The sequence below is a fragment of the Paenibacillus tarimensis genome (assembly GCF_021532315.1).
Taxonomy (GTDB): Bacteria; Bacillota; Bacilli; order Paenibacillales; family Paenibacillaceae; genus Paenibacillus_I; species Paenibacillus_I tarimensis.
Map to the genome: position 1 here is coordinate 87,875 of NZ_JAKGAO010000006.1, position 22,157 is coordinate 110,031.

20 protein-coding genes are annotated in these 22,157 nt (G+C 53.0%); 14 read left to right on the top strand and 6 right to left on the bottom strand.

The window, feature by feature from the left end; translation table 11 throughout:
• Nucleotides 1–76 precede the first annotated feature (76 nt).
• The 4 genes from L1N82_RS05490 (at nt 77) to L1N82_RS05505 (ending at nt 5,287) form a co-directional block, all read left to right on the top strand.
• Nucleotides 77–412, top strand: a complete 336-nt coding sequence (locus L1N82_RS05490; protein ID WP_235286588.1) for a sensor histidine kinase — start codon at nt 77–79, stop codon at nt 410–412.
• A gap of 88 nt (nt 413–500) precedes the next feature.
• Nucleotides 501–2,123: an SWIM zinc finger family protein gene (locus L1N82_RS05495; protein ID WP_235286378.1), complete on the top strand. Its 1,623-nt coding sequence runs from the start codon at nt 501–503 to the stop codon at nt 2,121–2,123.
• The gene (locus L1N82_RS05500) at nt 2,120–5,050 is read left to right on the top strand and encodes a DEAD/DEAH box helicase (protein ID WP_235286379.1); all 2,931 of its coding nucleotides are present in this window, start codon (nt 2,120–2,122) and stop codon (nt 5,048–5,050) included. Before L1N82_RS05495 ends, L1N82_RS05500 begins: the two co-directional genes overlap by 4 nt.
• A 27-nt stretch (nt 5,051–5,077) precedes the next feature.
• A complete protein-coding gene (locus L1N82_RS05505; RefSeq protein ID WP_235286380.1) occupies nt 5,078–5,287 on the top strand; it encodes a hypothetical protein in 210 nt (69 codons plus the stop codon).
• Nucleotides 5,288–5,351: 64 nt separating this feature from the next.
• On the opposite strand, the gene L1N82_RS05510 is transcribed toward L1N82_RS05505, so the two are convergent.
• Both L1N82_RS05510 and yfbR read right to left on the bottom strand, forming a co-directional pair.
• Nucleotides 5,352–6,116 (bottom strand): TSUP family transporter, encoded by a 765-nt coding sequence (locus tag L1N82_RS05510; RefSeq protein WP_235286381.1) that lies wholly within the window; start codon nt 6,114–6,116, stop codon nt 5,352–5,354.
• Between the two features lie 16 nt (nt 6,117–6,132).
• Nucleotides 6,133–6,747, bottom strand: coding sequence for a 5'-deoxynucleotidase (yfbR, locus tag L1N82_RS05515; RefSeq protein WP_235286382.1), 615 nt, complete (start codon nt 6,745–6,747; stop codon nt 6,133–6,135).
• Between the two features lie 121 nt (nt 6,748–6,868).
• On the opposite strand from yfbR, the gene L1N82_RS05520 reads away from it, so the two are divergent.
• The 4 genes from L1N82_RS05520 to L1N82_RS05535 all read left to right on the top strand — a co-directional run bounded on the left by L1N82_RS05520 (nt 6,869) and on the right by L1N82_RS05535 (nt 12,204).
• Complete coding sequence (locus tag L1N82_RS05520; protein ID WP_235286589.1) at nt 6,869–8,422, top strand: fumarate hydratase; 1,554 nt, start codon at nt 6,869–6,871, stop codon at nt 8,420–8,422.
• Nucleotides 8,423–8,459: 37 nt separating this feature from the next.
• On the top strand, nt 8,460–9,437 hold the full coding sequence (locus tag L1N82_RS05525) for a bile acid:sodium symporter family protein (RefSeq protein ID WP_235286383.1): 978 nt from the start codon (nt 8,460–8,462) through the stop codon (nt 9,435–9,437).
• A 41-nt stretch (nt 9,438–9,478) separates the two neighbouring features.
• The gene (pnpS, locus tag L1N82_RS05530; RefSeq protein ID WP_235286384.1) at nt 9,479–11,296 is read left to right on the top strand and encodes a two-component system histidine kinase PnpS; all 1,818 of its coding nucleotides are present in this window, start codon (nt 9,479–9,481) and stop codon (nt 11,294–11,296) included.
• 188 nt (nt 11,297–11,484) lie between these two features.
• Nucleotides 11,485–12,204, top strand: coding sequence for a response regulator transcription factor (locus tag L1N82_RS05535; protein WP_235286385.1), 720 nt, complete (start codon nt 11,485–11,487; stop codon nt 12,202–12,204).
• An 18-nt stretch (nt 12,205–12,222) separates the two neighbouring features.
• Here the strand turns inward: L1N82_RS05535 and L1N82_RS05540 are convergent, their stop codons facing one another.
• The gene (locus L1N82_RS05540; RefSeq protein ID WP_235286386.1) at nt 12,223–13,092 is read right to left on the bottom strand and encodes a helix-turn-helix transcriptional regulator; all 870 of its coding nucleotides are present in this window, start codon (nt 13,090–13,092) and stop codon (nt 12,223–12,225) included.
• Between the two features lie 160 nt (nt 13,093–13,252).
• Here L1N82_RS05540 and L1N82_RS05545 point away from each other — a divergent pair, with 160 nt between their 5' ends.
• Entirely contained in the window at nt 13,253–13,738 is a 486-nt protein-coding gene (locus L1N82_RS05545) for a hypothetical protein (protein ID WP_235286387.1), read from the top strand.
• 203 nt (nt 13,739–13,941) lie between these two features.
• Nucleotides 13,942–15,156 (top strand): chromate efflux transporter, encoded by a 1,215-nt coding sequence (gene chrA, locus L1N82_RS05550; RefSeq protein ID WP_235286388.1) that lies wholly within the window; start codon nt 13,942–13,944, stop codon nt 15,154–15,156.
• A 1-nt stretch (nt 15,157) separates the two neighbouring features.
• Here chrA and L1N82_RS05555 read toward each other — a convergent pair whose 3' ends face one another.
• From L1N82_RS05555 to L1N82_RS05565, 3 genes are all read right to left on the bottom strand, one after another.
• Entirely contained in the window at nt 15,158–16,168 is a 1,011-nt protein-coding gene (locus L1N82_RS05555) for a DUF3231 family protein (protein WP_235286389.1), read from the bottom strand.
• A 164-nt stretch (nt 16,169–16,332) separates the two neighbouring features.
• Nucleotides 16,333–16,455, bottom strand: coding sequence for a DUF6254 family protein (locus L1N82_RS05560; protein ID WP_220036931.1), 123 nt, complete (start codon nt 16,453–16,455; stop codon nt 16,333–16,335).
• 83 nt (nt 16,456–16,538) lie between these two features.
• Entirely contained in the window at nt 16,539–17,096 is a 558-nt protein-coding gene (locus L1N82_RS05565; RefSeq protein ID WP_235286390.1) for a GbsR/MarR family transcriptional regulator, read from the bottom strand.
• Nucleotides 17,097–17,361: 265 nt separating this feature from the next.
• Here L1N82_RS05565 and L1N82_RS05570 point away from each other — a divergent pair, with 265 nt between their 5' ends.
• The 4 genes from L1N82_RS05570 to L1N82_RS05585 all read left to right on the top strand — a co-directional run bounded on the left by L1N82_RS05570 (nt 17,362) and on the right by L1N82_RS05585 (nt 22,155).
• Nucleotides 17,362–18,246: a carbohydrate ABC transporter permease gene (locus L1N82_RS05570; RefSeq protein WP_235286391.1), complete on the top strand. Its 885-nt coding sequence runs from the start codon at nt 17,362–17,364 to the stop codon at nt 18,244–18,246.
• A gap of 13 nt (nt 18,247–18,259) precedes the next feature.
• The gene (locus tag L1N82_RS05575) at nt 18,260–19,099 is read left to right on the top strand and encodes a carbohydrate ABC transporter permease (protein ID WP_235286392.1); all 840 of its coding nucleotides are present in this window, start codon (nt 18,260–18,262) and stop codon (nt 19,097–19,099) included.
• Between the two features lie 107 nt (nt 19,100–19,206).
• Entirely contained in the window at nt 19,207–20,565 is a 1,359-nt protein-coding gene (locus L1N82_RS05580) for an ABC transporter substrate-binding protein (RefSeq protein WP_235286590.1), read from the top strand.
• 3 nt (nt 20,566–20,568) lie between these two features.
• Nucleotides 20,569–22,155 carry a CehA/McbA family metallohydrolase gene (locus L1N82_RS05585; RefSeq protein WP_235286393.1) on the top strand — a complete coding sequence of 529 codons (1,587 nt, stop codon included), beginning with the start codon at nt 20,569–20,571 and terminating at the stop codon, nt 22,153–22,155.
• The last annotated feature ends 2 nt before the right edge of the window (nt 22,156–22,157 follow it).

A 22,157-nucleotide genomic window follows, 5' to 3' on the forward strand; every position in this document is an offset into this window, starting at 1 on the left:
CAAGCTGTCACAAGCCGAATCCAACAAAATCACGTTTGAATGCCGTTTCAGCGGCCTGGAGAAGCTGGATTTGGGGATGAAATCACTGGATTTAACCCGGCTGATTGGTAACTTGACCGATAATGCTTTCGATGAGGTGCTGAAGTACCCTGAGGACGAGCGTTTTGTTGAACTGCACGGGGCTCTGGAAGGCGGGCGTCTGGTATTCACGATTACCAACACGGCCAAGGATGCCAAGGCGCTTAGCGAAATGCCGCTCTTTGCCTCTGGCTATACGACCAAGAATGATGGAGGGCATCAAGGCTTGGGCCTCTCGATAGTGAAATCTATCGTTGAGAATTACAAGGGGAGTATTACAGTTCAGGCTTCTCGCGATGACCGGGTTTCGTTTGTAATAGAAATTCCGAACTAATAAAGTACTTGATTGTTTTTAAACCATCTCTGTCAGGCTCTTCTGCCGTTTTTCCTTCGGCAGGAGAGTCGTTTTTTTGTTATACTGTATGAATGACATAACGTACGGGGTGGGGGTAGGCTGCGCAATGAACCGACTGGCGGATGAGCAAGTGGATTTTTTGCAGAGCGCGATTGCCACGCTGATTGTTCCCAACATAATGGAACGAGGGTGGGACTACTACCGCAAGCGGAAGGTAATGGTTACAGAGGTTGTGGAAGGGAATGCGGTGTACGGTGCTGTCAGCGGGGAATCTGTGTACGGTGTCATGCTGGACGCCGATGATTTTGCTTACAGTACTTGTACTTGCCCTTATAAGGGCTATTGCAAGCATATGGCTGCTGTCTTCTTCCATTATTACGAAACAACGGGCGGGAATCCGGATGCCTGGTACATGGAATATTCCGGCAAGAAAATGCCAGCCGGCCTCAAAGGGAATGCAGTTCTGGAAGCAGCTGCCTCCAAGATAGAGGATGCACCGGACCAAGAGTCGGGACCGTCTGCCTGGCGCGACTATTTTCAAAAGGACTACGGGGAGATATGGCGCCATTGCCGGCACTCCCTTCATCCGCTCCAGCCGGTGCTGCAGGAGCTTAAGGGTAAATCCAAGCTGTGGTCCGAACCGCTCCGACGGGTACACTGGCTGCATGTTATAACCTTTGTGCTGGAGCAGGTTGAGTTGGCCTATGCTTCAACAGATGCTTATAACCGCTACTATTACGAGATGTCGTTCAGCCGTTCCGTGGATCCCTGGATCGCTCACTTTAATGAGCTCGTCACGGAGCTGAAACCAGTCGAAATGACTGTGGAGGAACGGGAATGGATCGACAGCCTGAATAATTTATTGCGCCGGAATGCACTCAATGCTTCTTTTACCCTTCTTAGATGGGATTACATGCTGCATGTATTATGGAAGCACCTTGCCGGGAACCCGGAGCTCGCTGCTGCAGAGCGTGTATCGCTCGACAAGCTGCTGGCAGACAAAGGCTGGGATGAGAGGCAGCGGTCGGTGCTGCAGGCGGCTAAAGCACAGCTCAGCTACCGGGATGGTGATGATGTGGGGGCCATTAAGCTGCTGGAGGACACGCCATTTGAACGCACCTCACTCTTTATTTACGAATTTGCGGAGCAGCGGCTTAAGGCCCGACACAAGGAAGGATTGATCCGCTGGCTTGATTTTATCGGAAGCAAGCTGGCTGACTGCCGTAATTCCACGATGCTGAGGCCTTTTATGAGGCTTTGCCGCGAGGCAGATCAGAGCTGGCCGGACTCGGGACGCTGGCTGGATATGATGACACAGCATCTGCCATATTCGTATGCTGAACTGTCGTCCCATCTGTTGGAGCGGGGCAAATATGAGGAATGGGCTGACCTTCAGCTTCTGCTGACCGTCCGGCCGGATGAGCTGGATGTGCAGGATATCAGGGAGGTGGCCAAGTCGGCACCGTCCACCCTGCTCCCGCTCTATCACCAGGCGGTTGATGACTCTATTCAGACACGTAACCGTCAGGGGTATAAGACAGCAGTTAAGCTGCTTAAACGACTTGAGAAACTATACAATTCAAGTGATCGAAGCCATGTGTGGAAACGGTATATCACTTATCTGCATACGAAGCATTCCAGGCTTCGGGCCCTGCAGGAAGAATTGAAGAAAGGGAAGCTGGTGCCATGAGCGGGACGACGAGTATCCGGGCATGCAGCCTGGATGGATTGTGGCTGACGGGAGAGGGAGTATGGCTCACTGCAGATGACTGGCATGGGACAGTTGAACGGCTGAGGAAGGCCCTGTTTGGCTGGCACAGCGGCTCTTGGTTTGGCGAGCAGATAACCAAAAAGATTAATTTGCATACCGAAGGCCTTCTGCTTAGCCCCTTAATGGCGGTTGATTATTTGTCAGATCCGAAGCCGGTTCACCTGCTCGAGGTGGAATGGAGCGAAAGGCTGACGGTTCTAAGGGATGCCGCAGTTTGGATTCGCAGTGCCATGATGAATGGCTGGATTGCTCCGGACCTTCAGCATTGGTCGCAGGGAGACAGAGCTTGGAAACCCGCACCTCCCGAGGACAATCCTGCTGCAGCTGAACAATGGCAAAGGATTCTGCAACGGGCAGAGCCGCTTCAGCTTGAAGGCATAAGCAATTGGCTCAGCGAAGCGCTGGAGGAGCTGTTTGCTGCCGATGAAGAAGCCGGTGATGCGCTTCGAAGCCTCTTGGTAAGAACAGGCGCGGAGCTTTCGGGAAGGTCGGCGGCGGACGAAGATGACTGGCTGGTCGCCATCGGCTGGAAATCTGACGAGACCCCGTTTCGGATCGCCCTCCAGCTGCTTGAGCCGGATGAGGAAGAACAGTGGCGGCTGGCTGTGCATCTGCAGGACAGGGAGCATACGGAGCGGTCATTTATTCTTCGTGAGCGGACTTCTGCTGTGAGCGGAGCATCTGGTCCGGACAGCTGGCCGGGTCTTGAGGCTTGCCCGTCATCTTGGAAGCCATGGTTATCACAACGGCTGGAAAAGGAAGAGGACAAGTGGCTGGCCGTGCTGCCCGAGCTGGGTAATCCTGCTCACCCCGGCATGATCCGGCTCACTGTTACAGAGCAGGAGGCTTGGGAGTTTCTCCAGCACGGAAGCCTGAAGCTCCTTCAGGCCGGATGTGCAGTCATGCTGCCGTCCTGGTGGGAATCGGTGCGTACCCGGCGAATCCGGCTTAAGGCGAAGGTCAAATCATCCGTCGGCTCCGGCGCACAGCCTATGTTCGGGTTGAATCAAATTGTACAGTTTGACTGGAAGCTTGCTGTAGGCCATCTGGATTTGACGGAAGAGGATTTCAGCAGGCTTGCGGCGGAAAACCGCAGGCTGCTCAAGATCGGCGGAGAATGGGTACATCTTGATCCTAAGGATATCCAGCTTGTTAAGTCCTGGATTAAGAAAGCCGGGAAATCGAAAGGCATGACCTTCCGAGATGTGCTCGAATGGCATCTGCGGGGGGAACACCCGATTGAAGAGGGAGAAGGCACGGAAGATAACGGTATGGCAACAGCTGTCATCGAGCTTAATGAGCATCTGGCTGCCTGGATTGATCAGCTGCAGCACGCTGCCGGTCTGCCGCCTGTGAATAAGCCGCGATCCTTTGTCGGCGAACTCCGGCCGTATCAGCTTGAGGGTGTATCATGGCTTGCCTTTCTCCGAAGGTTCGGCCTTGGGGGCTGCCTCGCAGATGATATGGGGCTAGGCAAAACGGTCCAATTCACCGCTTATTTACTCCATGTCAAGGAGCAGCTTGCTGAAGCGGGGGGGGTTACGGAATCAGAACCCGCTCTCCTTATTTGTCCTACCTCGGTTATCGGCAACTGGGAGAAGGAGCTGGAGCGGTTTGCGCCTGATCTCTCTGTATATGTACATTATGGGCCTCGGAGGTTGAAGGGAGAGGCCTTCCGGGAAGCGGTAAGCGGTGTGGATCTTGTTCTGACCTCTTATGCGCTTGCTCCCTTAGATGAAGAAGAGCTCAAGATGGTCGAATGGGATGCCCTCTGTCTGGATGAAGCCCAAAATATTAAGAATGTCTATACAAAGCAGTCATCGGCAATCCGCAGGTTGCCTGCCCGGCACCGGATCGCCTTGACGGGGACGCCGATGGAGAACCGGCTGACGGAGCTGTGGTCGATCCATGATTTTATGAATCCCGGATATCTCGGCAGCCTGGGAGAATTCCGCAGCCAGGTCGTACAGCCAATTGAGCGTTCACGCGATGAATCCCTGATCCGCCAGCTGCAGCAGTGGGTAAAGCCCTTTATGCTGCGGCGTCTGAAGAAGGACCCGGCTATACAGCTGTCTCTGCCGGATAAGAACGAGGCAAAGACCTTTGTATCACTGACGGCCGAGCAGGGTGTCCTGTATGAGAATACGGTCAATGAGCTGCTTGAAGGCCTGGATGATCTGTCACCTATGAAGCGCCGGGGCCTGATTCTGGCAACCTTGACCAGGCTGAAACAGATATGCAATCATCCCTCTCTGCTGCTGGGAGATATGCCGGGAGGCCCGGCCTCCTGGGAGGCAGGCCGCTCGGGCAAGGTGGTCCGGCTCTTGGAGATGGTGGAAGAGCTGGCGGCCGAGGAAGACCGCTGTCTGATTTTCACCCAATTTATTGATATGGGATCCATGATCAAAGCCAAGCTGGAAGAGAAGCTGGGCATGCCTGTTCCCTATCTTCATGGCGGGGTAGCGAAGAAAGATCGTGATGCTATGATTGAAACCTTCCAAGACACTTCCAAGCCGGGCTGTGCTTTCGTGCTTTCCTTGAAGGCTGGAGGAACGGGGCTGAATTTGACAGCAGCCAACCATGTCTTTCATTTTGACAGATGGTGGAACCCTGCAGTTGAAAACCAGGCGACAGACCGTGCATTCCGGATCGGACAAACGAAGGATGTACAGGTTCACAAATTCGTTACTATCGGTACGCTTGAAGAGCGCATTGACGACATGCTGACCCGGAAGCAATCGATGAACGATCAGGTGGTCGGGCAGTCGGAGGGCTGGATAACGGAGCTTGATAAGGATGAACTGAAGGCATTGTTCACACTGCGCAAAACATGGTTCGACGGTTAAGGACAGGGAAAGCGAGGTGCCGTTGTGATGAAGGATGAGGATAGCGGCGGATTTACACAATCGGAGGGCCGGCAAATCCCTGACCGGTTGAGCAGCAGGATTAAGGAAGAAAGCGGAGCTGAAGCGGACCCGGCCGAGGAAAAAACGAATAAGCCAGCCGGGGGAACCGGAGCAAGTGAGGACTGGCAGAAGCTGTTTGCAGCGATCCGCAGGGGTATGGACCGGCTTCGTGAGTAGGCAGTTAACATTAGAACGGCAGATCTGTTCATCGTAACGATGTCCCGATCTGCCGTTATTAGTTTTAATGAAAGCTATCCCAGGCTTGTTTGCCAATTAGCAGGATGGTAACCATGATGAACAAGGGACGGATATAGGAAGAGCCTTTGCGGATTGCGAGCCGGGAACCGACTAAGGCACCTGCGATCATGGCAACCCCCATGATGATACCAATCATATAATTGACCGAGCCCATTAGGATAAAGGTCATCAGGCTTGCCGCATTGCTGGTGAAGTTCAACACCTTTGCATTTCCAGCTGCCGTTACAAAATCAAAACCCAGGAAAAGAAATGCGAAAATCAGGAATGAACCGGTACCAGGTCCAAAAAAGCCGTCATAAAAGCCGATAGCAAACGCAGCTAGGATACTCAGCGCACGGGTCTTGTTCGTCAAGCCTGCATATGTCGATATACTTCCCCAGTCTTTCTTCAGCAGGGTATAAAGGGTAACCCCAATCAGCAGCACAATGACAGCGGGCTTCAGCAGGGACACCGGAACATGCCGGACCGTATAAGTGCCCAGCACAGCTCCTGTTAATGAGAACGGAATGAGATACTTCACGACGCTGTAATCGATTTTGCCTGAACGCGCAAACGTAATTGTGCTTGTTAGGGAAGACATTGTGGAGGCCAGCTTGTTCGTACCAAGCACTACCGGTACCGGCAGGCCGGTTAACAGCAGCGCGGGTACGGAAATTAATCCGCCGCCCCCAACCACCGAATCAAAAAAAGCAGCTAAAAACCCTAGCAGAAAGATCATCACAATGATTTGTAAGCTTATATCAACCATACGTAATCCTCCGGCCTTATGACTCAGATAACTCGTCCAGCGTTCGGCCGAAGCTTGGTGCCATATGAGTTAAAAACCATTCTATTTCGGGCATATCCAAATTTTGCAGGGCCAGCTCAGTCTGACCCTTGGCTACGGCAAACTCACGGTTGCCCGCTGACAGCTCGGACATGCATTTTAAATAGGCATCCAGCAGGTCGGCGGCCTTCAGATAAACAGACAGCTCCTGCATCTCCTTGTCGTACCGTCCCTCAGCCTCAAGCTGCTTGGCACAGAGTAGAGGGGAGTATGCCGGCTGCAGCGGCTCCGGTACCATGGCGAGCAGCCTCTCGGCGGCGAGTGCTTCAATTTCCCTGAAGCTTGTCAGCATCTTGGGGTTATGATGCTTGACCGGGGTGGGAATGTCCCCTGTGAACACCTCGGTTGCATCATGGAACAGTGCCATCGTCACTACGCGGTCAGCGTTCAGCTGCTTGCCGAATACGCGGTTGCCGATCTCACATAGCATGTGGGCCAGAAGACCGACATGATAGGAATGCTCGGCCACCGATTCTCGGGTAGTATTGCGCATGAGACTCCAGCGTTCAATGTAGCGCAGTCTGTACATGTAAGCATAAAAATGGCTTTCCAAGTTATCGCTCCTTCTTGCGGGACCCTTCCAGGAAGGGAAACAGTAATGCGGATAAACCGCTTTCTATGCTATTATATAGCTAATGAATGGATGCTACCAGAGAGGAGCCAATCGTAACGTGATGCAAAATTTTGAACAAAGCGTTTACAAGCTCATTGTAGAGACGTCCACAAACCTGCCGGGCGATGTCCGTCAGGCGATCAAACGGGCACAGGAGGCAGAAGACCGGGCAACCAGGTCGGGGCTGTCCCTGTCCACCATAGCCTCTAATATCGAAATGGCTGAGACTAATATTTCTCCGATCTGTCAGGATACCGGCATGCCCACGTTTGTCGTGCACACCCCGGTCGGGGCGAACCAGCTTATCATGAAGCAGCAAATCCGGAACGCGATTGCACAGGCAACGAAGGACGGCAAGCTGCGTACCAATTCCGTTGATTCGCTTACCGGTGCCAACACCGGGGACAACCTGGGTCCCGGTACTCCGGTGATCCATTTTGAGCAGTGGGAGAAGGATACAATAGATGTCCGTCTGATTCTGAAAGGCGGAGGTTGTGAAAACAAGAATATTCAATACAGCCTTCCGGCAGAGCTTGAAGGGCTCGGTAAGGCAGGAAGAGATCTGGACGGAATCCGCAAGTGTATTATGCATGCCGTATATCAGGCCCAGGGCCAGGGATGCAGCGCTGGATTTATTGGTGTCGGCATTGGCGGTGATCGGACGACCGGCTACGAGCTGGCTAAGCAGCAGTTGTTCCGCCGGACGGATGATACGAACCCGATCCCAGAGCTGCAGAAGCTTGAAGATTACGTAATGGAGCATGCTAACCAGCTGGGAATTGGCACTATGGGCTTCGGCGGACAGGTGACTTTGCTCGGCTGCAAGGTAGGCGTCATGAACCGCCTGCCCGCAAGCTTCTTCGTGTCTGTAGCCTACAATTGCTGGGCGTTCCGCAGACAGGGTGTGCTGCTTGACGCGGAGACCGGAGATATCATTGAATGGGTGTACCCGCAGGGCAGTGAGCTCCCGATGAAGGATGAGCCGGCGGTGAGCAAGGCGGCAGATACAGCAGCTCCAAGCACAGCAGAACGCCGTGAAGTCCGATTGAAGATGCCGCTTAGCGAAGAAGAGGTCCGGTCACTGCGTGTAGGTGACATCGTGATTCTAGATGGCGAAATGCACACAGGCCGGGATGCGCTGCACAAGTATCTGATGGACCATGACTCGCCGGTTGACCTGAACGGCGCCGTTATTTATCATTGTGGACCGGTTATGCTGAAGGACGAACAGGGCTGGCAGGTGAAGGCGGCCGGACCGACGACCAGTATCCGCGAGGAGCCTTACCAAGGCGATATCATCAAGAAATTCGGCATCCGCGCCGTGATTGGCAAGGGCGGTATGGGAGCTAAGACACTGGCTGCGCTTCAGGAGCATGGAGCCGTCTACTTGAATGCAATAGGCGGTGCAGCACAGTATTATGCGGAATGCTTCAAGCAGGTCAACGGCGTTGATTTCATGGAATTCGGCATTCCGGAGGCGATGTGGCATCTGCAAACCGAAGGCTTCGCGGCCATCGTGACGATGGATGCTCATGGCAACAGCCTGCATGCCGATGTCGAGAAGGATTCCTTTAACAAGCTGGCACAGTTCAAGGAACCGGTCTTCACATCTTGAGCCGTATGGAATCTGCCGTAGAGAAAGTAGTGATTGCATGAGACGGTTCGGGCTGGCCTTCAACCGTATATTTGAACAATGGATGTTTCTGTTGATCCCTGGAACTTTGCTCCTGGGATTTCTTTTTGCCGGGCATCTGCTGAGGTTTGTGGGAACCGTTCCCTATCTGTTTGCCTTCGTCACCTTCACGATGGGCCTTGGCTGCGGCTTCAAAGAGCTGGCGCATGTGTTCCGGAGGCCGCTGCCGATGGCATGGACGCTGCTGATCGCACATCTGGCCCTTCCGCTCGCTGCATATGGACTCGGCAGCATGCTGTATGGAGCGGACTCGCCGTATGTCGTTGGCCTCGTACTTTTTGCCCTAATCCCACTTGGTGTCTCGTCTGTAATCTGGGTGGGGATGTCAGGAGGCAGTGTGCCGATGATTCTGAGTCTCGTTGTTATTGATTCCCTGTTAAGTCCGCTGGTCGTACCGGCAGGCATCCGCTTGTTCTTCGGTACTGCAGTCGATGTACATACGTCTCAGATGATGATGGATCTGCTGCTCATTATTGTGCTTCCGACTGCCGCGGGTGTGCTGCTGAACCAGCTGACGGGCGGGCGTATCACGCCGGCTGTGAAGCCGGTTACAGCTCCGGTCTCGAAGCTGTGCTTTGTCGCTGTGGTGGCGCTTAATGCTGCAGCAATTGAGCCTCATGTGTCCGCTCTTCAGTCGGACATGCCGAAGCTTGTCCCCGTAGTCGTTCTGCTGGTAGGAATCTGCTATGCAGCGGGATTCTTCGGGATCAAGCCGCTCGGCAGCCGGGAGCTGGAAGCGACGGTTTCCTATGCGACAGGCATGCGTAATATATCTCTTGGTATCGTGCTGGCGCTTGGCTATTTCAGCCCGCTGGCAGCTGTTCCTGTCGTACTGGCCATTCTGATACAGCAGCCGGTGGCTACACTTCACCATTACGCTTTACAAAAACTTCATAAAGCGAAATCTGGCGAAACTGTACCCCGGCAGGTACGATAGAACGAAGGCAGTGTAACTAGAAGAAGGCAGGTAAACAAAGAATGAACAGCTTTCGTGCAAGACTTGCAATCATTATGATCGTAACGGTTGGACTGGCCGTCTTCTTATCCGGTCTGTTCATGGCCAAGTCGGTGGAGCGCAATTATTTAACTTCCAAGCAGGACAATATGATTAGGGAAATGCGGCTCGTCCTGGACGCAATGGAGTGGAAGCAGGGACAGCCCGAGGAACTGTTTTATTATTACACTAAGGAAGCGAACCGTATTAAGAATATTACCGGCTCCCGGGTAACGTTCATACGGGGAGACGGAACGGTACTGGGCGAGTCCGATGAGGACCCGAGGAAGCTGCTTAATCATGCCAGCCGCCCTGAAGTGGTAGAGGCCAAGAGGGATGGAATCGGCCGGGATATCAGGAAGAGCGAGTCTGTTGGCCAGAATATGATGTATGTTGCTCTTGCGCTCGAGCCGGGCTCGGAAAATTCCGATATCATCCGAATGGCTATGAGTATTGAAGATGTCGAAAACAGCATCCGGGAGCTGTGGTTCTTCCTCATCATGGGGCTGCTGGTCCTGTTCATCATCTCCGCCGTGGTCAGCTACCGGGTTGCTCTCGGACTGACCCGTCCACTTGAACAAATTACCAGAGTGGCGAAGCGCATCCGTAATTCCGAATACCAGGCAAGGGTTACCGTGAGGAAGCAGGATGAGATAGGAGAGCTGGGAACCGCTATTAATGCAATGGCTGAAAGTCTCCAGGAGCATATGAAGCAGATCAGGCAGAAGGAAGGTCAGCTCGAAAGCGTACTCGACAATATGATTAACGGCATCGTCATGATTGACCGCAAAGGCAAGATTCTTCTGCTTAACCGGATGGCGGAGGAAGTGCTTGGCTTCTCGGCGCGCGAGCTTGTCGGCAGGCATTATGCGGAAGCGAAGCAGCAGTATGAGCTCGCACAGATAATCCAGGAGGGACTCGTCAAGAGGCAGCACCTTCATGATGAGATTACATTCTACTTCCCGGAAGAGCGGCTGCTTGAGATTAATCTGGTACCTGTCTTTCATTCAGTGGAGGAGTTTGGCGGCGTGCTGCTTGTGCTGCAGGATGTGTCAGCGATCCGCAGGCTGGAGCGAATGCGCAGTGAGTTTGTCGCTAATGTATCCCATGAGCTGAAGACACCAATAGCGGCTGTCAAGGGATTTGCTGAGACGCTGCTAGGCGGAGCAGTTAATGATCCGGAGGTCGCAAAGTCCTTCCTGCAAATCATCTACGATGAGAGTGAGCGGTTGAACCGGCTGATCGGCGATATTCTGGAGCTGTCCAAGGTGGAATCCAGACGCGTACCGCTTCAGTTCTCGCCGGTTGAGCTGTCGAGCTTTACGGCGAAGACCGTGGAGCTTCTCTCCGCACAGGCTGCGAGCAAGGGAATTACGCTCGAGACTGAAGTTGAGAATGACTTATACCTGGAGGCGGATGAGGACAGGCTCCGACAGATTGTGATGAACCTTCTCGCTAACGGTATTAATTACACGCCGGAGGGCGGCAAGGTGACGATGAAGGTTGAGGCGGTGTCCCTGGGCAAATCAGCGCCGGTCTCTGATGGTGTTGAGAGTGACTACGATCATGTGAGGATCTGGATTACAGATACGGGCATTGGCATACCAAAGAAGGACCTTCCGCGCATCTTCGAACGCTTCTACCGGGTGGACAAGGCCAGATCGCGAGGCTCAGGCGGCACAGGCCTCGGGTTGTCCATTGTAAAGCATCTAGTCGATCTTCATAAGGGCACGATTACAGTGGAAAGCACCGTTGGTGTAGGTTCGACATTCATGATTGAGCTGCCGGTTATCCAGCAGTAGTACGGTGTGCACTTCCGGTCCCGGACACGGGCTGGAGGTGCCTTTCCGGCTGCCCAAATATTAAGATTTTGTTTAGAATTCGACTTTTTTTACAATACGTTTACCCTTCTCTAACAAAAACATGCTATGATGAACGTATTATAAATGAATATGCGGCCAGGGTGGTCCGCAAATCCTCGGGGGTTTTCATGTCTCATAAGATACTGGTTATAGAGGATGAACCGACATTAGCACGTCTTTTGTCCTACAACCTGACACAGGAAGGCTATGAAACGACGGTTGCCGACCATGGCGCTGAAGGACTCCAGATCGCACTGCAGCGTCACTTCGATCTGATTATTCTCGACATTATGCTGCCGGGAATGAACGGGTTTGAAATTTTGACGAAGGTTCGGCAGAATGGCGTCAGGACGCCAATCATCATCTTGACGGCGCGCAATGCGGAGGAAGAAGTGGTTCAGGGGCTTAAGCACGGGGCAGATGACTACATTACGAAGCCGTTCGGCGTAGCCGAGCTTCTCGCCAGGGTGTCGGCTGTTCTGCGGCGTACCCATAATGAAGACGTAAGAGCGGCAGATGTGACGGAGAAAGTGATTGCAGTAGGTGAACTTGCGATTTACCCGGAGAAGTATGAAGTGGTAATTGGCGGAGAAACCGTGCCGCTTCGGCCGAAGGAATTTGAAGTACTGCTGTATCTGGTACAGCGGCCGGGAATGGTTATCACAAGAGACGATCTGATGAACGTTGTGTGGGGGTTTGACTACATAGGCGGCCAGAGAACGGTCGATGTGCATGTTAGCTCTCTGCGCAAGAAGCTGGAGCTCAGCCAGCAATCTGTTCAGATAGAATCAATCCGAGGGGTCGGATATAAGCTCGTTATGCCAAAAAAGCTCGGAGCACCTAAATAAAGGTGAGCCGAGCTTGTTTTATTTGCGGTTCCAGGCGAGCATCTTCTTCTGATATTCCTTGGGGGAGCAATCATTATATTTCTTGAACATCTTGTAGAAATGCGCCATATTGGGGATACCGATTTTTTCACCGATCTCGGATATGCTCCGGTCCTCAGTAAGCAGAATACGCTCGGCCCACTTGATCTTCCGGTAGTTTACGTATTCGGTGAAGGACAAGCCTACGGCCTTCTTGAAAAATTTGACGAAATAGTAATAGCTCATATTTGCCAGCTTACACACATGATCGACATGAATTCGGCTGGTAAGATTCGCTTCGACATAATCGAACACGGGCTTGAGACGTATCCGGTCGAAATCCTCGCCTTCCTCCAAGGCCCGCTCGGGGTCATTGCGGAGAAGCAGCAGCAGAATATTCTTAATCAGGATGCTGACGGCCATTTCGTATCCGGGCGGTTTGGCTGCCGCTTCCTCGAAGATCTCCCGGATAAAGCCGGCGATCTTCTCTTTTACGTGAGGCCGTTCTTTAAAGATATAATTGATTCGGCTTAGCGGATTCTTGGTTTCGGTAAAAAAACGGATATACTGCATCGTACTGTGGTCGAAGAACTGGTCAATGTCGAATTGGAGCACATAATAATCCAGGGGACCGGAGGTGCTCTTGTCACGATGGAGCTGAGAGGAACCGATCACGACGATATCTCCCGGGGTGAGATGATGGTATTCATCCTCAATATAGACATCCAGCTCCCCTTGATCGATCAGCAGCAGTTCGATTTCACGATGATAGTGCCAGCTGATGAACAGATCATCCTCGCGGATGCTCCGGAAGATCCGCAATGACAAGAGAGGGTTTTCAAAATCGACTTTCTCGTTGTAAGCTTCCACTCGTGCACTCCTCACTATGACAACATTGCATAACATTCACCATCAATGCCGTTTCAATATAGTTAGACACTTACCTATACTTTATTCTATTGTGAGTGCCTGGTAAGAATCAAGTCTGAACACAATTTTTGATGGATTGCAGCGCAAGGAGGGAACGGATATGTGGAATCTAAGGACCAGAATGAACAAGAGAGAGGTTGGAAGTGGCGGGTACTTGCCTCTGCTTGCCGCTGTCATCCTGTTAGCCGCCTTGACAGCATGCCAGCCGGACAGAACGAATCAAGAGCCTGTAGATTCAATCGAGGGCCAGACGGAAGGCCAGGATAAGATGACACCACAGGAGACGGCCGAGGGGCTCGTAGTTGAGCTGAATAACCATTCGGGGAGGCTGCTAGCAGGGCTGTCGCTCCAGTACCCCGGCGGACTGCTTGCCCTTACGCCAATTGCTGCCGGGGAAGACATCAGGGTAACGGTAATCCCCGATCTAGAGCAGGGAGGAGAGCTGCGGCTATTGTATCGCGATTCAGCGGATCAAGTGAAGTCTCTCACGCTGCCGGGTCTTCTGTCCGGGGAGACAGAGGGACCGATCCGGGTTCCCATCCATACGGACGGGGCGGAAGGGCTGCAGCTAATCAACGCCTCGTAATGCCGTACAGCAGACTGCGGAGTATACGCTCGTGCTGATGCAAGCCCTCATCCCCCTGAAGGAGGACGCTGTTCTCCGACGATAAATCCCTTCTGCTCGAGCGCCCGTTTGTAAATTTTGAATGAAACAGCTTGTATCTGTGCAGCATCAGCCTTTACACTCTTAATAGAGTACAAGGCTGATAGGGATAAGGAGCATAGGTTATGAAAGCAACCAGTAGAGGAAACCCACAGAATGGGCAGAAGGGAAAGCTCGCCGCATTATTAGAAGTGCTGGCCGTTTCAACGAAGCTGGGTCTTACTTCCTTCGGAGGCCCGATTGCTCATCTTGGTTATTTCCACGGTGAGTATATACGTAAACGCAAATGGATGGATGAACGGAGCTACGCTGATCTGACTGCGCTATGCCAGTTTCTCCCGGGACCCGCCTCAAGCCAGGTTGGAATCGGGATCGGGATTGTGAGAGCCGGCTTGCTTGGCGGTCTTATTGCTTGGCTCGGCTTTACGCTTCCATCTGTTATCGCGCTGGTTGCATTCGCCTACCTGCTGCAGGGCTTTGATATCGGAAGCGCTGGCTGGATTCATGGGTTAAAAATTGCAGCTGTCGTTATTGTCGCACATGCAGTTATGGGGATGGGGCAAAAGCTGGCGCCGGATCGTGAGCGGATGACAGTGGCGGTTATGGCGGCAATTGTAACCTTATTCTGGCAGACGGCTTACAGTCAGGTATTGACTATTGTGGCAGCGGGAGCGGCAGGGCTGTGGATCTATCGGCGCAAGCTGGTTGAACCCAGTCCGATGCTGCCGATTGCTGTAAGCTGGCTAACCGCTGTAACCTGCCTGGTATTGTTCGGTACACTGCTGCTTGGTCTTCCGCTGCTTAGGCAGTGGAGTGAAGCGCAGTGGCTCGCCATGTTTGACAGCTTCTACCGTTCCGGCTCTCTTGTGTTTGGCGGGGGACATGTTATGCTGCCGCTTCTCGAACGGGAGGTAGTGCCCGCTGGCTGGGTCAGCCAGCAGGATTTTCTGGCCGGCTATGGTGCCACTCAGGCAATCCCTGGGCCGCTCTTCACCTTCGCCGGTTATCTGGGCGCTATGGCATCCGGTATAGCAGGCGCGGTAATTGGGATAATCGCAATCTTCCTGCCGGCATTCCTGCTTATTGTGGGTGCACTGCCGTTTTGGAACGGTCTTAAAGGGAACCAGAGGGTACAGGGGGCACTAATGGGCATTAATGCGGCTGTTGTCGGGATCTTGCTGGCTGCTTTATATGATCCCTTATGGACGTCGGCCATCCTTGGACCCTTGGACTTCGCCTTGGCACTGATGCTGTTTGTGTTGCTGGTATACTGGAAGCTGCCGCCTTGGATAATCGTGCTCGCTGCCGCGGCTGGAGGTGTCCTGCTTGACTATCTCTGACCTATTGCTTATTAGCGAGTACCCTGCGGTCAACATTTCCCGGAAGCTTCTCCATCCAGCCATATTTAATTAACAGCTCCGCTCCATCGTTGGAGTAGGCGGCAATCTCGGCTGCAAGCCGTGTATAGGAAGCCGAGATATCCCTTCGCATGGAGACGGACATAGCGGCTCCATAATTCGTAAGGGCGGCCGCATTTAGCCCTGTGATATGGAAGAGCATCAGCTTATCCGAGAATGGGGCTTCCGTAGAGGCCATCACATCGGAATCCCAGGTCATGGGAGCAGGCAGGTCTTCATCTCGCAGGTACGAAGAGAACACTTCGATCTGCTTGTGCGCAATATCCTTGCCGCGCAGGAAATATCCGCGGATTTCCTCTGACTGGGCGCATTGTGCGAATCCGGCAATGAATGCTTTGCCGAAGGCGTTAGTCTGTATATTGTTGTACAAATGATTGATTTCAGCCGCATTCAGCGGACGTCTGTCCCCCATCAGCCCGCTCAGGAAGCTTTCCTTATGCACGTATTCGGCCGTTTCAGGTGTCGGTATATAAGGTGCGCGAATGAATAACCCTTTCTGCAAAAGAATTTCAGCCGCTTTGTTATACAGCTCCGCGGTGGATGTTAGGCCTTTGGTAAAGAATTCCCTAACGTCCTCGCGGGCAGAGCTTGCCAGGGCAATCGAGTACAGGGTCAGTCCATGCTTGGCTGCATTTTTGAGGTAAATGAGAAAGGCGGTATCTGAATACATACGCGCAGCGTCAAGGTTCACATCTTCATCGGTAAAGCCGTGCGGAACAGGGAAGTTATCACTTTTGAACAGCTGGGGGATGAGCTTAAGATGCTTCTCGCTGATACTGCGTGAAAACTCCAGGATCTCTCTGATCTCGGTGTCCTCGACCTTCCGCAAGAAATAATCGAGGATGCGGATCGCCATGCTATCCCCCATATAGTTGCTCCACAACTGGGCGATTTCGGCAGATGTCAGGCGTATGTTTTGCTCGGTGTATGACAAGGCTGCATCCTCCAGACATGATTATTTTTTTATATCATTTGCACATTAATTCGTTACTATACAACGGTCTTACGGCCCTGACAAAAAAAGACACCGGCTCATCTGCGGAATGCAGAGCAGGCCGGTGTCTTAAAGTATTGCAGCGGATAACATTTATTAACAAGCTACTTGGAGTTTCCTTCCGCTTCCTCTGACAGCTGGTGAAGCGATTTGATTTTACCGTGCGGCTTCTGGTCCTGTTTCCGGATCTTCCATGCATTCTCCCTGCGGTTCTTGGATGAACTCATCGGCATATCAGCTCCCCTTGATAATAATGACTGCAGCTATATCGTCTCCACGATTAAGCCGGGTTATGAGCAGAACCGGACCGTTACAGGTTCAGCTTGTTCAGATTGTCGTTAAACAGCTTGCCCTGCTGAAGAAGATGGATGAAGCGCTGCAGCCATTCGTAATATTCTAGTGCGTGTACCAGCTTGTGGTAGACAGCAAGCGCCTCTTTCCGCAGCTCGTCACTGGTGGATGCATCCAGAATGATAGCCTGCACTTCGGGAAGGGCCTTATCAGCTGCTGAGCGCATGACGTCTACCTCGCGCTGCAGCTTTTTTGTGAAGAAAGATTGAAAAGCTTGATAGAAGTCAGTCTCTGCCTTATAAAGCTCCTTGCGTTCGAGCTTTTCATCAAGCTTGTGTACCATCCGTGATTCGATCAAGGAACGGACGGCATAGCTCATGCTCGACTTGCTCATCCCCATCGTGTCCTTCATTTCCTCCAAAGTCATCGGACGGTCCTCGAAGAACATAATGCCATACAATTCCCCGACGGAAGGCGTGGCCCCATATAAATCCATCGTGACGGATATCGCTTCAATCACGGAGCGCTTCAGCCGCTCAAGCTTAACCTCACTGCTCGGGATGTCAGTCATCGTCATTATTTCCTCTCCCGGTAATAAATCTCAGGTAATAGTATACAGGTTAACGGCGCGGTTTGATAGAATAGCAGGCTGTTTTTTTGCTTGCTGTCAGAGTTGTTCTTAAAGAAATCATCATATGGCGTTAACACAGCGTTGACCCTTCGATTTCGACATGAATGTACAATATTTTTTGAACAGTTCAATACTATAGTTAATATTACTGACAAATATCGCAAAAAAGCAAACTCGTTCAATAATTATTGAACATTTAGGAGGAGTTAGTTTGAAATGGCGCAAGAAGCTCGGTGAACCCGCTGCATATGGCTATCTGCTGCCGGCTCTGATCCCGCTGACCTTATTCTGGATCGCGCCGATGCTGTACGTTGTATATCTGGGATTTACGGATTGGGACTTTATGAGTCCCGACAAAACCTGGGTGGGTCTTGATAATTATACGGAGCTGCTGCAGAATGAGGATTTCTATAAGTCACTGCGTGTGACTCTGCTATTCGGTCTCGGGACTGTGGTTCCCGTAATGGCGGGGGGGCTGGCACTGGCTTCCCTGCTGCAGGGCAAGCTCAGGGGCAAAGGAATTTACCAGGCTATTGTCTTCTCGCCTTGGATTACAACGACTGTTGCGGTTTCTATCGTCTGGTCCTGGATATTCGAGCCGCGTGCCGGGCTGGCTAACGAGGTACTAAGACTATTGGGTCTAGAAGGCGTGGAATGGCTGCAGAGCTCGGTGTGGGCTCTCCCTGCCGTTATCATCGTGAGCGTATGGCAGAGCATAGGATGGGCCATGGTCTTCTATCTGGCTGCGCTGCAGCAGGTGCCTCAGGATTTGAAGGAGGCGGCGGCTATCGACGGAGCCGGCAGACTGAGAACCTTCTGGAATGTGACGATTCCGCTCATATCTCCAACGTCATTCTTCCTGTTCATCATTCTGTGGATTCAATCATTCCAGGCTTATGACCAGATCAGTATCATGACACAGGGCGGCCCTGCAGGATCAACACGGACACTGCTGTACCTGTACTATCAATCAGCCTTCGAGCGGTTCGATGTAGGGGAAGCATCCGCTGTGGCATTGGTGCTTGTGCTCCTGTCTGCTGCGTTCTCCCTGCTGTCCGGGTGGGTCAGCAGGCGGTTCGTCCATTATACGAATTAGGAGAGAGATTGCTATGAGAGAAACCACTCTATGGTTCCAACCGCTGCGGCATCTGTTCCTGATCGCGCTGTGCGGCTTAATCGCCTTCCCGTTCTTCTGGATGATAACCAGCTCGCTCAAGACCAATGAAGAGATCTGGAGCGTGCCGCCCGTGCTGTGGCCGGACAAGCCGCTATGGGGAACCTTTCTGGAGGCATGGCAGGCAGCACCGTTCGGTCAATATCTGTTGAACAGCATCATGGTGGCAGCGGTTATTGTCCTGCTCCAGATGATCAATTCTGCCATGATGGCCTACGCCCTGACACATATGCATTTTCCGCTTCGCAAGGCGCTGTTCGCCATTATTATCGTTACCTATATGCTGCCTGCTTCGGCGACTTACCTTCCCGCTTATGTGATCTTGTCGGAGCTGAACCTAATTGATACATACACGGGATTAATCATCTCCAATGCCGTCAGTGTGTTTGCGATCTTCCTGGTGAGACAAGCCTTCCTGCAGCTCCCGAAGGAGCTCGCAGAAGCCGCTAAGATTGACGGCGCGCCGCATTGGCGGATTCTGTGGACGATTATGGTGCCGCTGACCCGCTCGACCTTTGTGGTCATGGGCCTGATCACCTTTATCGGTATGTATAACAACTATTTCTGGCCTTCGCTGATAACCAAGGACCCGGATCTTTATCTTGTCTCTGCCGGACTGCGAAGCTTCTTCGTAGAGGGAGGGGCATACGGGATGAATTGGCCGCTTATTATGGCGGGCAGCACGATAACGATATTACCGCTGCTGATCCTGTTCCTGTTTGCCCAGCGGCTGCTGATGAAGGGGGTGAGCCTCTCATTCGGTGTCAATAAGTAGCGGCCGTTCAAGAGGTACAGCAATGCGTTCAAGAGAGCTGCAGTTTTTAAGCGCAATACCGGTAGATTAATAGCGAAAATAACGAAACAAGGGAGAGGAATATGCAAATGAATGGGGTACGCAAACCGCTCGTAATGATCATTATGCTATCCGCCATGCTGGTAACGGCTTGTTCATCTGGTACTAACGGTAACCAAGGCAGCGGGAATACGAATGGAGGCGGCGCTGTTAACACAGCAGGCGCCAACAGCGGAGAAGCAGCGAAGGAACCGGTGCACATTGAGTTCTGGTACGGGCTGGGCGGCAAGCTTGGCGAACAGATGGAGGCCACAATTAAGGCTTTTAACGAGTCGCAGGATGAAGTGGTTGTGAAGGGCGTCGTTCAAGGCAACTACACGGAGACCCAGCAGGCGCTGCAGGCGGCGATCGCCTCGAAGAAAGTGCCTGCGGCAGCACTGATTCAGGAAAATTCCTGGGCTAGCAAAGGCTATTTTGCTCCGCTTGACGATTTCATCGCGGCTGATGCCGCATTTGACAAGGAAGACTTCATTCCGGCATTTCTGGAACAGGGTGTCGTGGAAGGCAAGCAGTATTTCCTGCCGCTGTACGGGACTACACAAGTGCTCTACTACCGGAAGGACATGCTGGAGAAGGCAGGTCTGACACCCGATGCGCTGAACACGTGGGAGAGTCTGGCGGATGCTGCCAAAGCCATGACGGTGACAGAGAGCGGCAAGCCGTCCGTGTATGGCTGGATGCCTATGTGGGGCAGGGAAAATATGATTGACGCTGTATTAAGCCGCGGCGGCAAGATGGTTAGTGAGGACGGCAAGACACTGCTTATTGACAGCCCGGAATGGATTGAAACATGGGAGCAGTTCCGCAAATGGATTCATGAAGATAAAATTATGGCCATCCATTCAGGAGGCCAAGGCTGGGAGTACTGGTATAAGACGATCGATGATGTGATCCAAGGCCGTGCGGCGGGCTATACCGGATCGAGCGGCGACCAGGGGGATCTCGACTTCTCAATCGTCGCCGCTCATCCGCAGCCGGGCTGGGAAGGTCATCCGGCGGCGCCGGTTGCTTCATCACTAACAGCTGCCGTACTGGCTGCCGCTCCTGCCGAGCAGCAGGAAGCAGCCTATAAGTGGCTGACCTTCTTCTCGAATACGTCCAACACAGCCAAGTGGTCGATTAATACGGGGTACATTGCTGTCCGTAAGTCTGCGCTTGAAGATCCTGAGTTCAAGGCATTTGCTGAACAAAATCCGCAGATCAGGGTGCCGCTGGAGCAAGCGCAAACCGCTTCAAGCCCTTATATTGATCCTACTGGCGGCAAGATCAACGACGCATTAAAAATTGCAGCTGATAAGGTGCAAATCGAGAATGTTCCGGCCGAGAAGGCACTGAAGGAAGCGAAGGAAAAGGCGCAAAAAGAGCTTGATAAGGTTACAGGAGCGTAACTGATGAGTATGCAGACCAACTTAATTAAGGCTTCAGTTCGGGAAGAGCTGGTTCTTCCCGAACCCAAAGCCGTATTTTATCCCTTTGAGGTAAATGATGATGCGCAGTGGCTTCAGTTAGAGGTGCGCTATGAGCACGCGCTATGGCTGCAGATACTGGTGCGAGATCCGCATGGACGGGTAAGGATGCAGGTCATCGGCAAGAAACGGTCAGCTCGTGTTGCGCTTGGTCTGAAGCCGGAGCACTGCTCCATCGGTTCGGTGCCGGGACCGCTTACCGCAGGCTCGTGGCAGGTGGAGCTGGTGTCCTACTCCAGGGACGGCAGACTCATGATCGAGCTGGACTGGTTGTATGGCCCCGGCGAACCCCCCTTGTCAACAGAGCCTATGCTGGATGGGACTCTGTGGATGGCAGCCGGGGAAGCTGGCACGCTCGATGAGCCGGAGACCCTATACGCTTGGCAGCAGGTTTCAGATGAGGGCGCGAGGTTCTACAAGGGAGACTTTCATATGCATACGCTGCTGTCCGACGGTAAACAGACGCCGGGACAGCTGCATGATCTGGCTGCCTCCCGGGGGCTTGATTATATTGTAGTAACCGAGCATAATGCAGTGCATGCGGCCTGGCCGCATGGTAAGGAGCTGCTCGTCGTGCCGGGAGTAGAGGTGACGGCCTTTCACGGACATTGCAATCTCCTCGGACTGCGCCGCAGCATTGAACTGTATGACCCGGAATCGGGAGCGCTGACTCTGGAGGATGACAGCGGGATGATGGCTATCCTGGAGGAAGCTCGCAGTCAGGGAGCGGTATGCAGCTTGAACCATCCATTCCTGGTGCCCTGGCACTGGCAGTTTGAGGACACAAGGATGGCGCTGTTTGATGCCATTGAAATCTGGAATGATCCGACATATGATGGTAATGCGGAAGCGGCAGAGAAGGCCCTGGCAGCCTGGGATCAATGCTGGGCGCACGGTATCCGGCTGGCGGGCATAGGGGGAAGCGATACCCATATGCTGCCGGATGAGAGCTATACGGAAGGCGGTCCTCCGTCTATTGTGGGCGACCCGGCGACATTGGTCTGGTGTAACGGGCTTAGCCCCATGAAGCTGCTGGATGGCGTACGCCGCCGCCGCTGCTATGTCACAAGAGGAGTCCGCCTGCAGCTGGATATCCGCAGCGGCGGGGTTTCGTACCTGCCTGGCGATGAGCTTCAAGGGGCTGCCGATCGTAATGAACGGTATATAACATTGGATTATATCGTCCGCACCGCACAGGAAGACAGTCCGCTTATCGCGGTATGGATCGAGAACGGCCAAGAGACAGGGCGGCAGCACCTGGCAGCCTGTGATGCACTTGAGGCGCAATGGGAACAGCCCGACAGGACCGGTGTAGCGGGGGTGGCGGTACAGGGAAGCTTGCAGGAAGCCAGGTTCACATGCAGCTGGCCGCAGGGTGAATACCGCTGGCTGCGCATGGAGCTTCGCCGTCCGGATGGCGAGCTGGTCGCTTTTGTTAACCCGGTTTTCGCCTGGCCGAATACAGCTGATCCGGCGGTAACCTGGGGAAGGATACGGAAAGGGATTGCATAATA

Coding starts and splice junctions, on each gene's coding strand:
- L1N82_RS05585 (WP_235286393.1), top strand. CDS start 20,569: ATGAGTATGCAGACCAACTTAATTAAGGCTTCAGTTCGGGAAGAGCTG.
- L1N82_RS05535 (WP_235286385.1), top strand. CDS start 11,485: ATGTCTCATAAGATACTGGTTATAGAGGATGAACCGACATTAGCACGT.
- L1N82_RS05560 (WP_220036931.1), bottom strand. CDS start 16,455: ATGAGTTCATCCAAGAACCGCAGGGAGAATGCATGGAAGATCCGGAAA.
- L1N82_RS05520 (WP_235286589.1), top strand. CDS start 6,869: ATGCAAAATTTTGAACAAAGCGTTTACAAGCTCATTGTAGAGACGTCC.
- chrA (WP_235286388.1), top strand. CDS start 13,942: ATGAAAGCAACCAGTAGAGGAAACCCACAGAATGGGCAGAAGGGAAAG.
- L1N82_RS05490 (WP_235286588.1), top strand. CDS start 77: ATGAAATCACTGGATTTAACCCGGCTGATTGGTAACTTGACCGATAAT.
- pnpS (WP_235286384.1), top strand. CDS start 9,479: ATGAACAGCTTTCGTGCAAGACTTGCAATCATTATGATCGTAACGGTT.
- L1N82_RS05545 (WP_235286387.1), top strand. CDS start 13,253: ATGTGGAATCTAAGGACCAGAATGAACAAGAGAGAGGTTGGAAGTGGC.
- L1N82_RS05565 (WP_235286390.1), bottom strand. CDS start 17,096: ATGACGATGACTGACATCCCGAGCAGTGAGGTTAAGCTTGAGCGGCTG.
- L1N82_RS05580 (WP_235286590.1), top strand. CDS start 19,207: ATGAATGGGGTACGCAAACCGCTCGTAATGATCATTATGCTATCCGCC.
- L1N82_RS05575 (WP_235286392.1), top strand. CDS start 18,260: ATGAGAGAAACCACTCTATGGTTCCAACCGCTGCGGCATCTGTTCCTG.
- L1N82_RS05505 (WP_235286380.1), top strand. CDS start 5,078: ATGAAGGATGAGGATAGCGGCGGATTTACACAATCGGAGGGCCGGCAA.
- L1N82_RS05510 (WP_235286381.1), bottom strand. CDS start 6,116: ATGGTTGATATAAGCTTACAAATCATTGTGATGATCTTTCTGCTAGGG.
- L1N82_RS05525 (WP_235286383.1), top strand. CDS start 8,460: ATGAGACGGTTCGGGCTGGCCTTCAACCGTATATTTGAACAATGGATG.
- L1N82_RS05495 (WP_235286378.1), top strand. CDS start 501: ATGAATGACATAACGTACGGGGTGGGGGTAGGCTGCGCAATGAACCGA.
- L1N82_RS05500 (WP_235286379.1), top strand. CDS start 2,120: ATGAGCGGGACGACGAGTATCCGGGCATGCAGCCTGGATGGATTGTGG.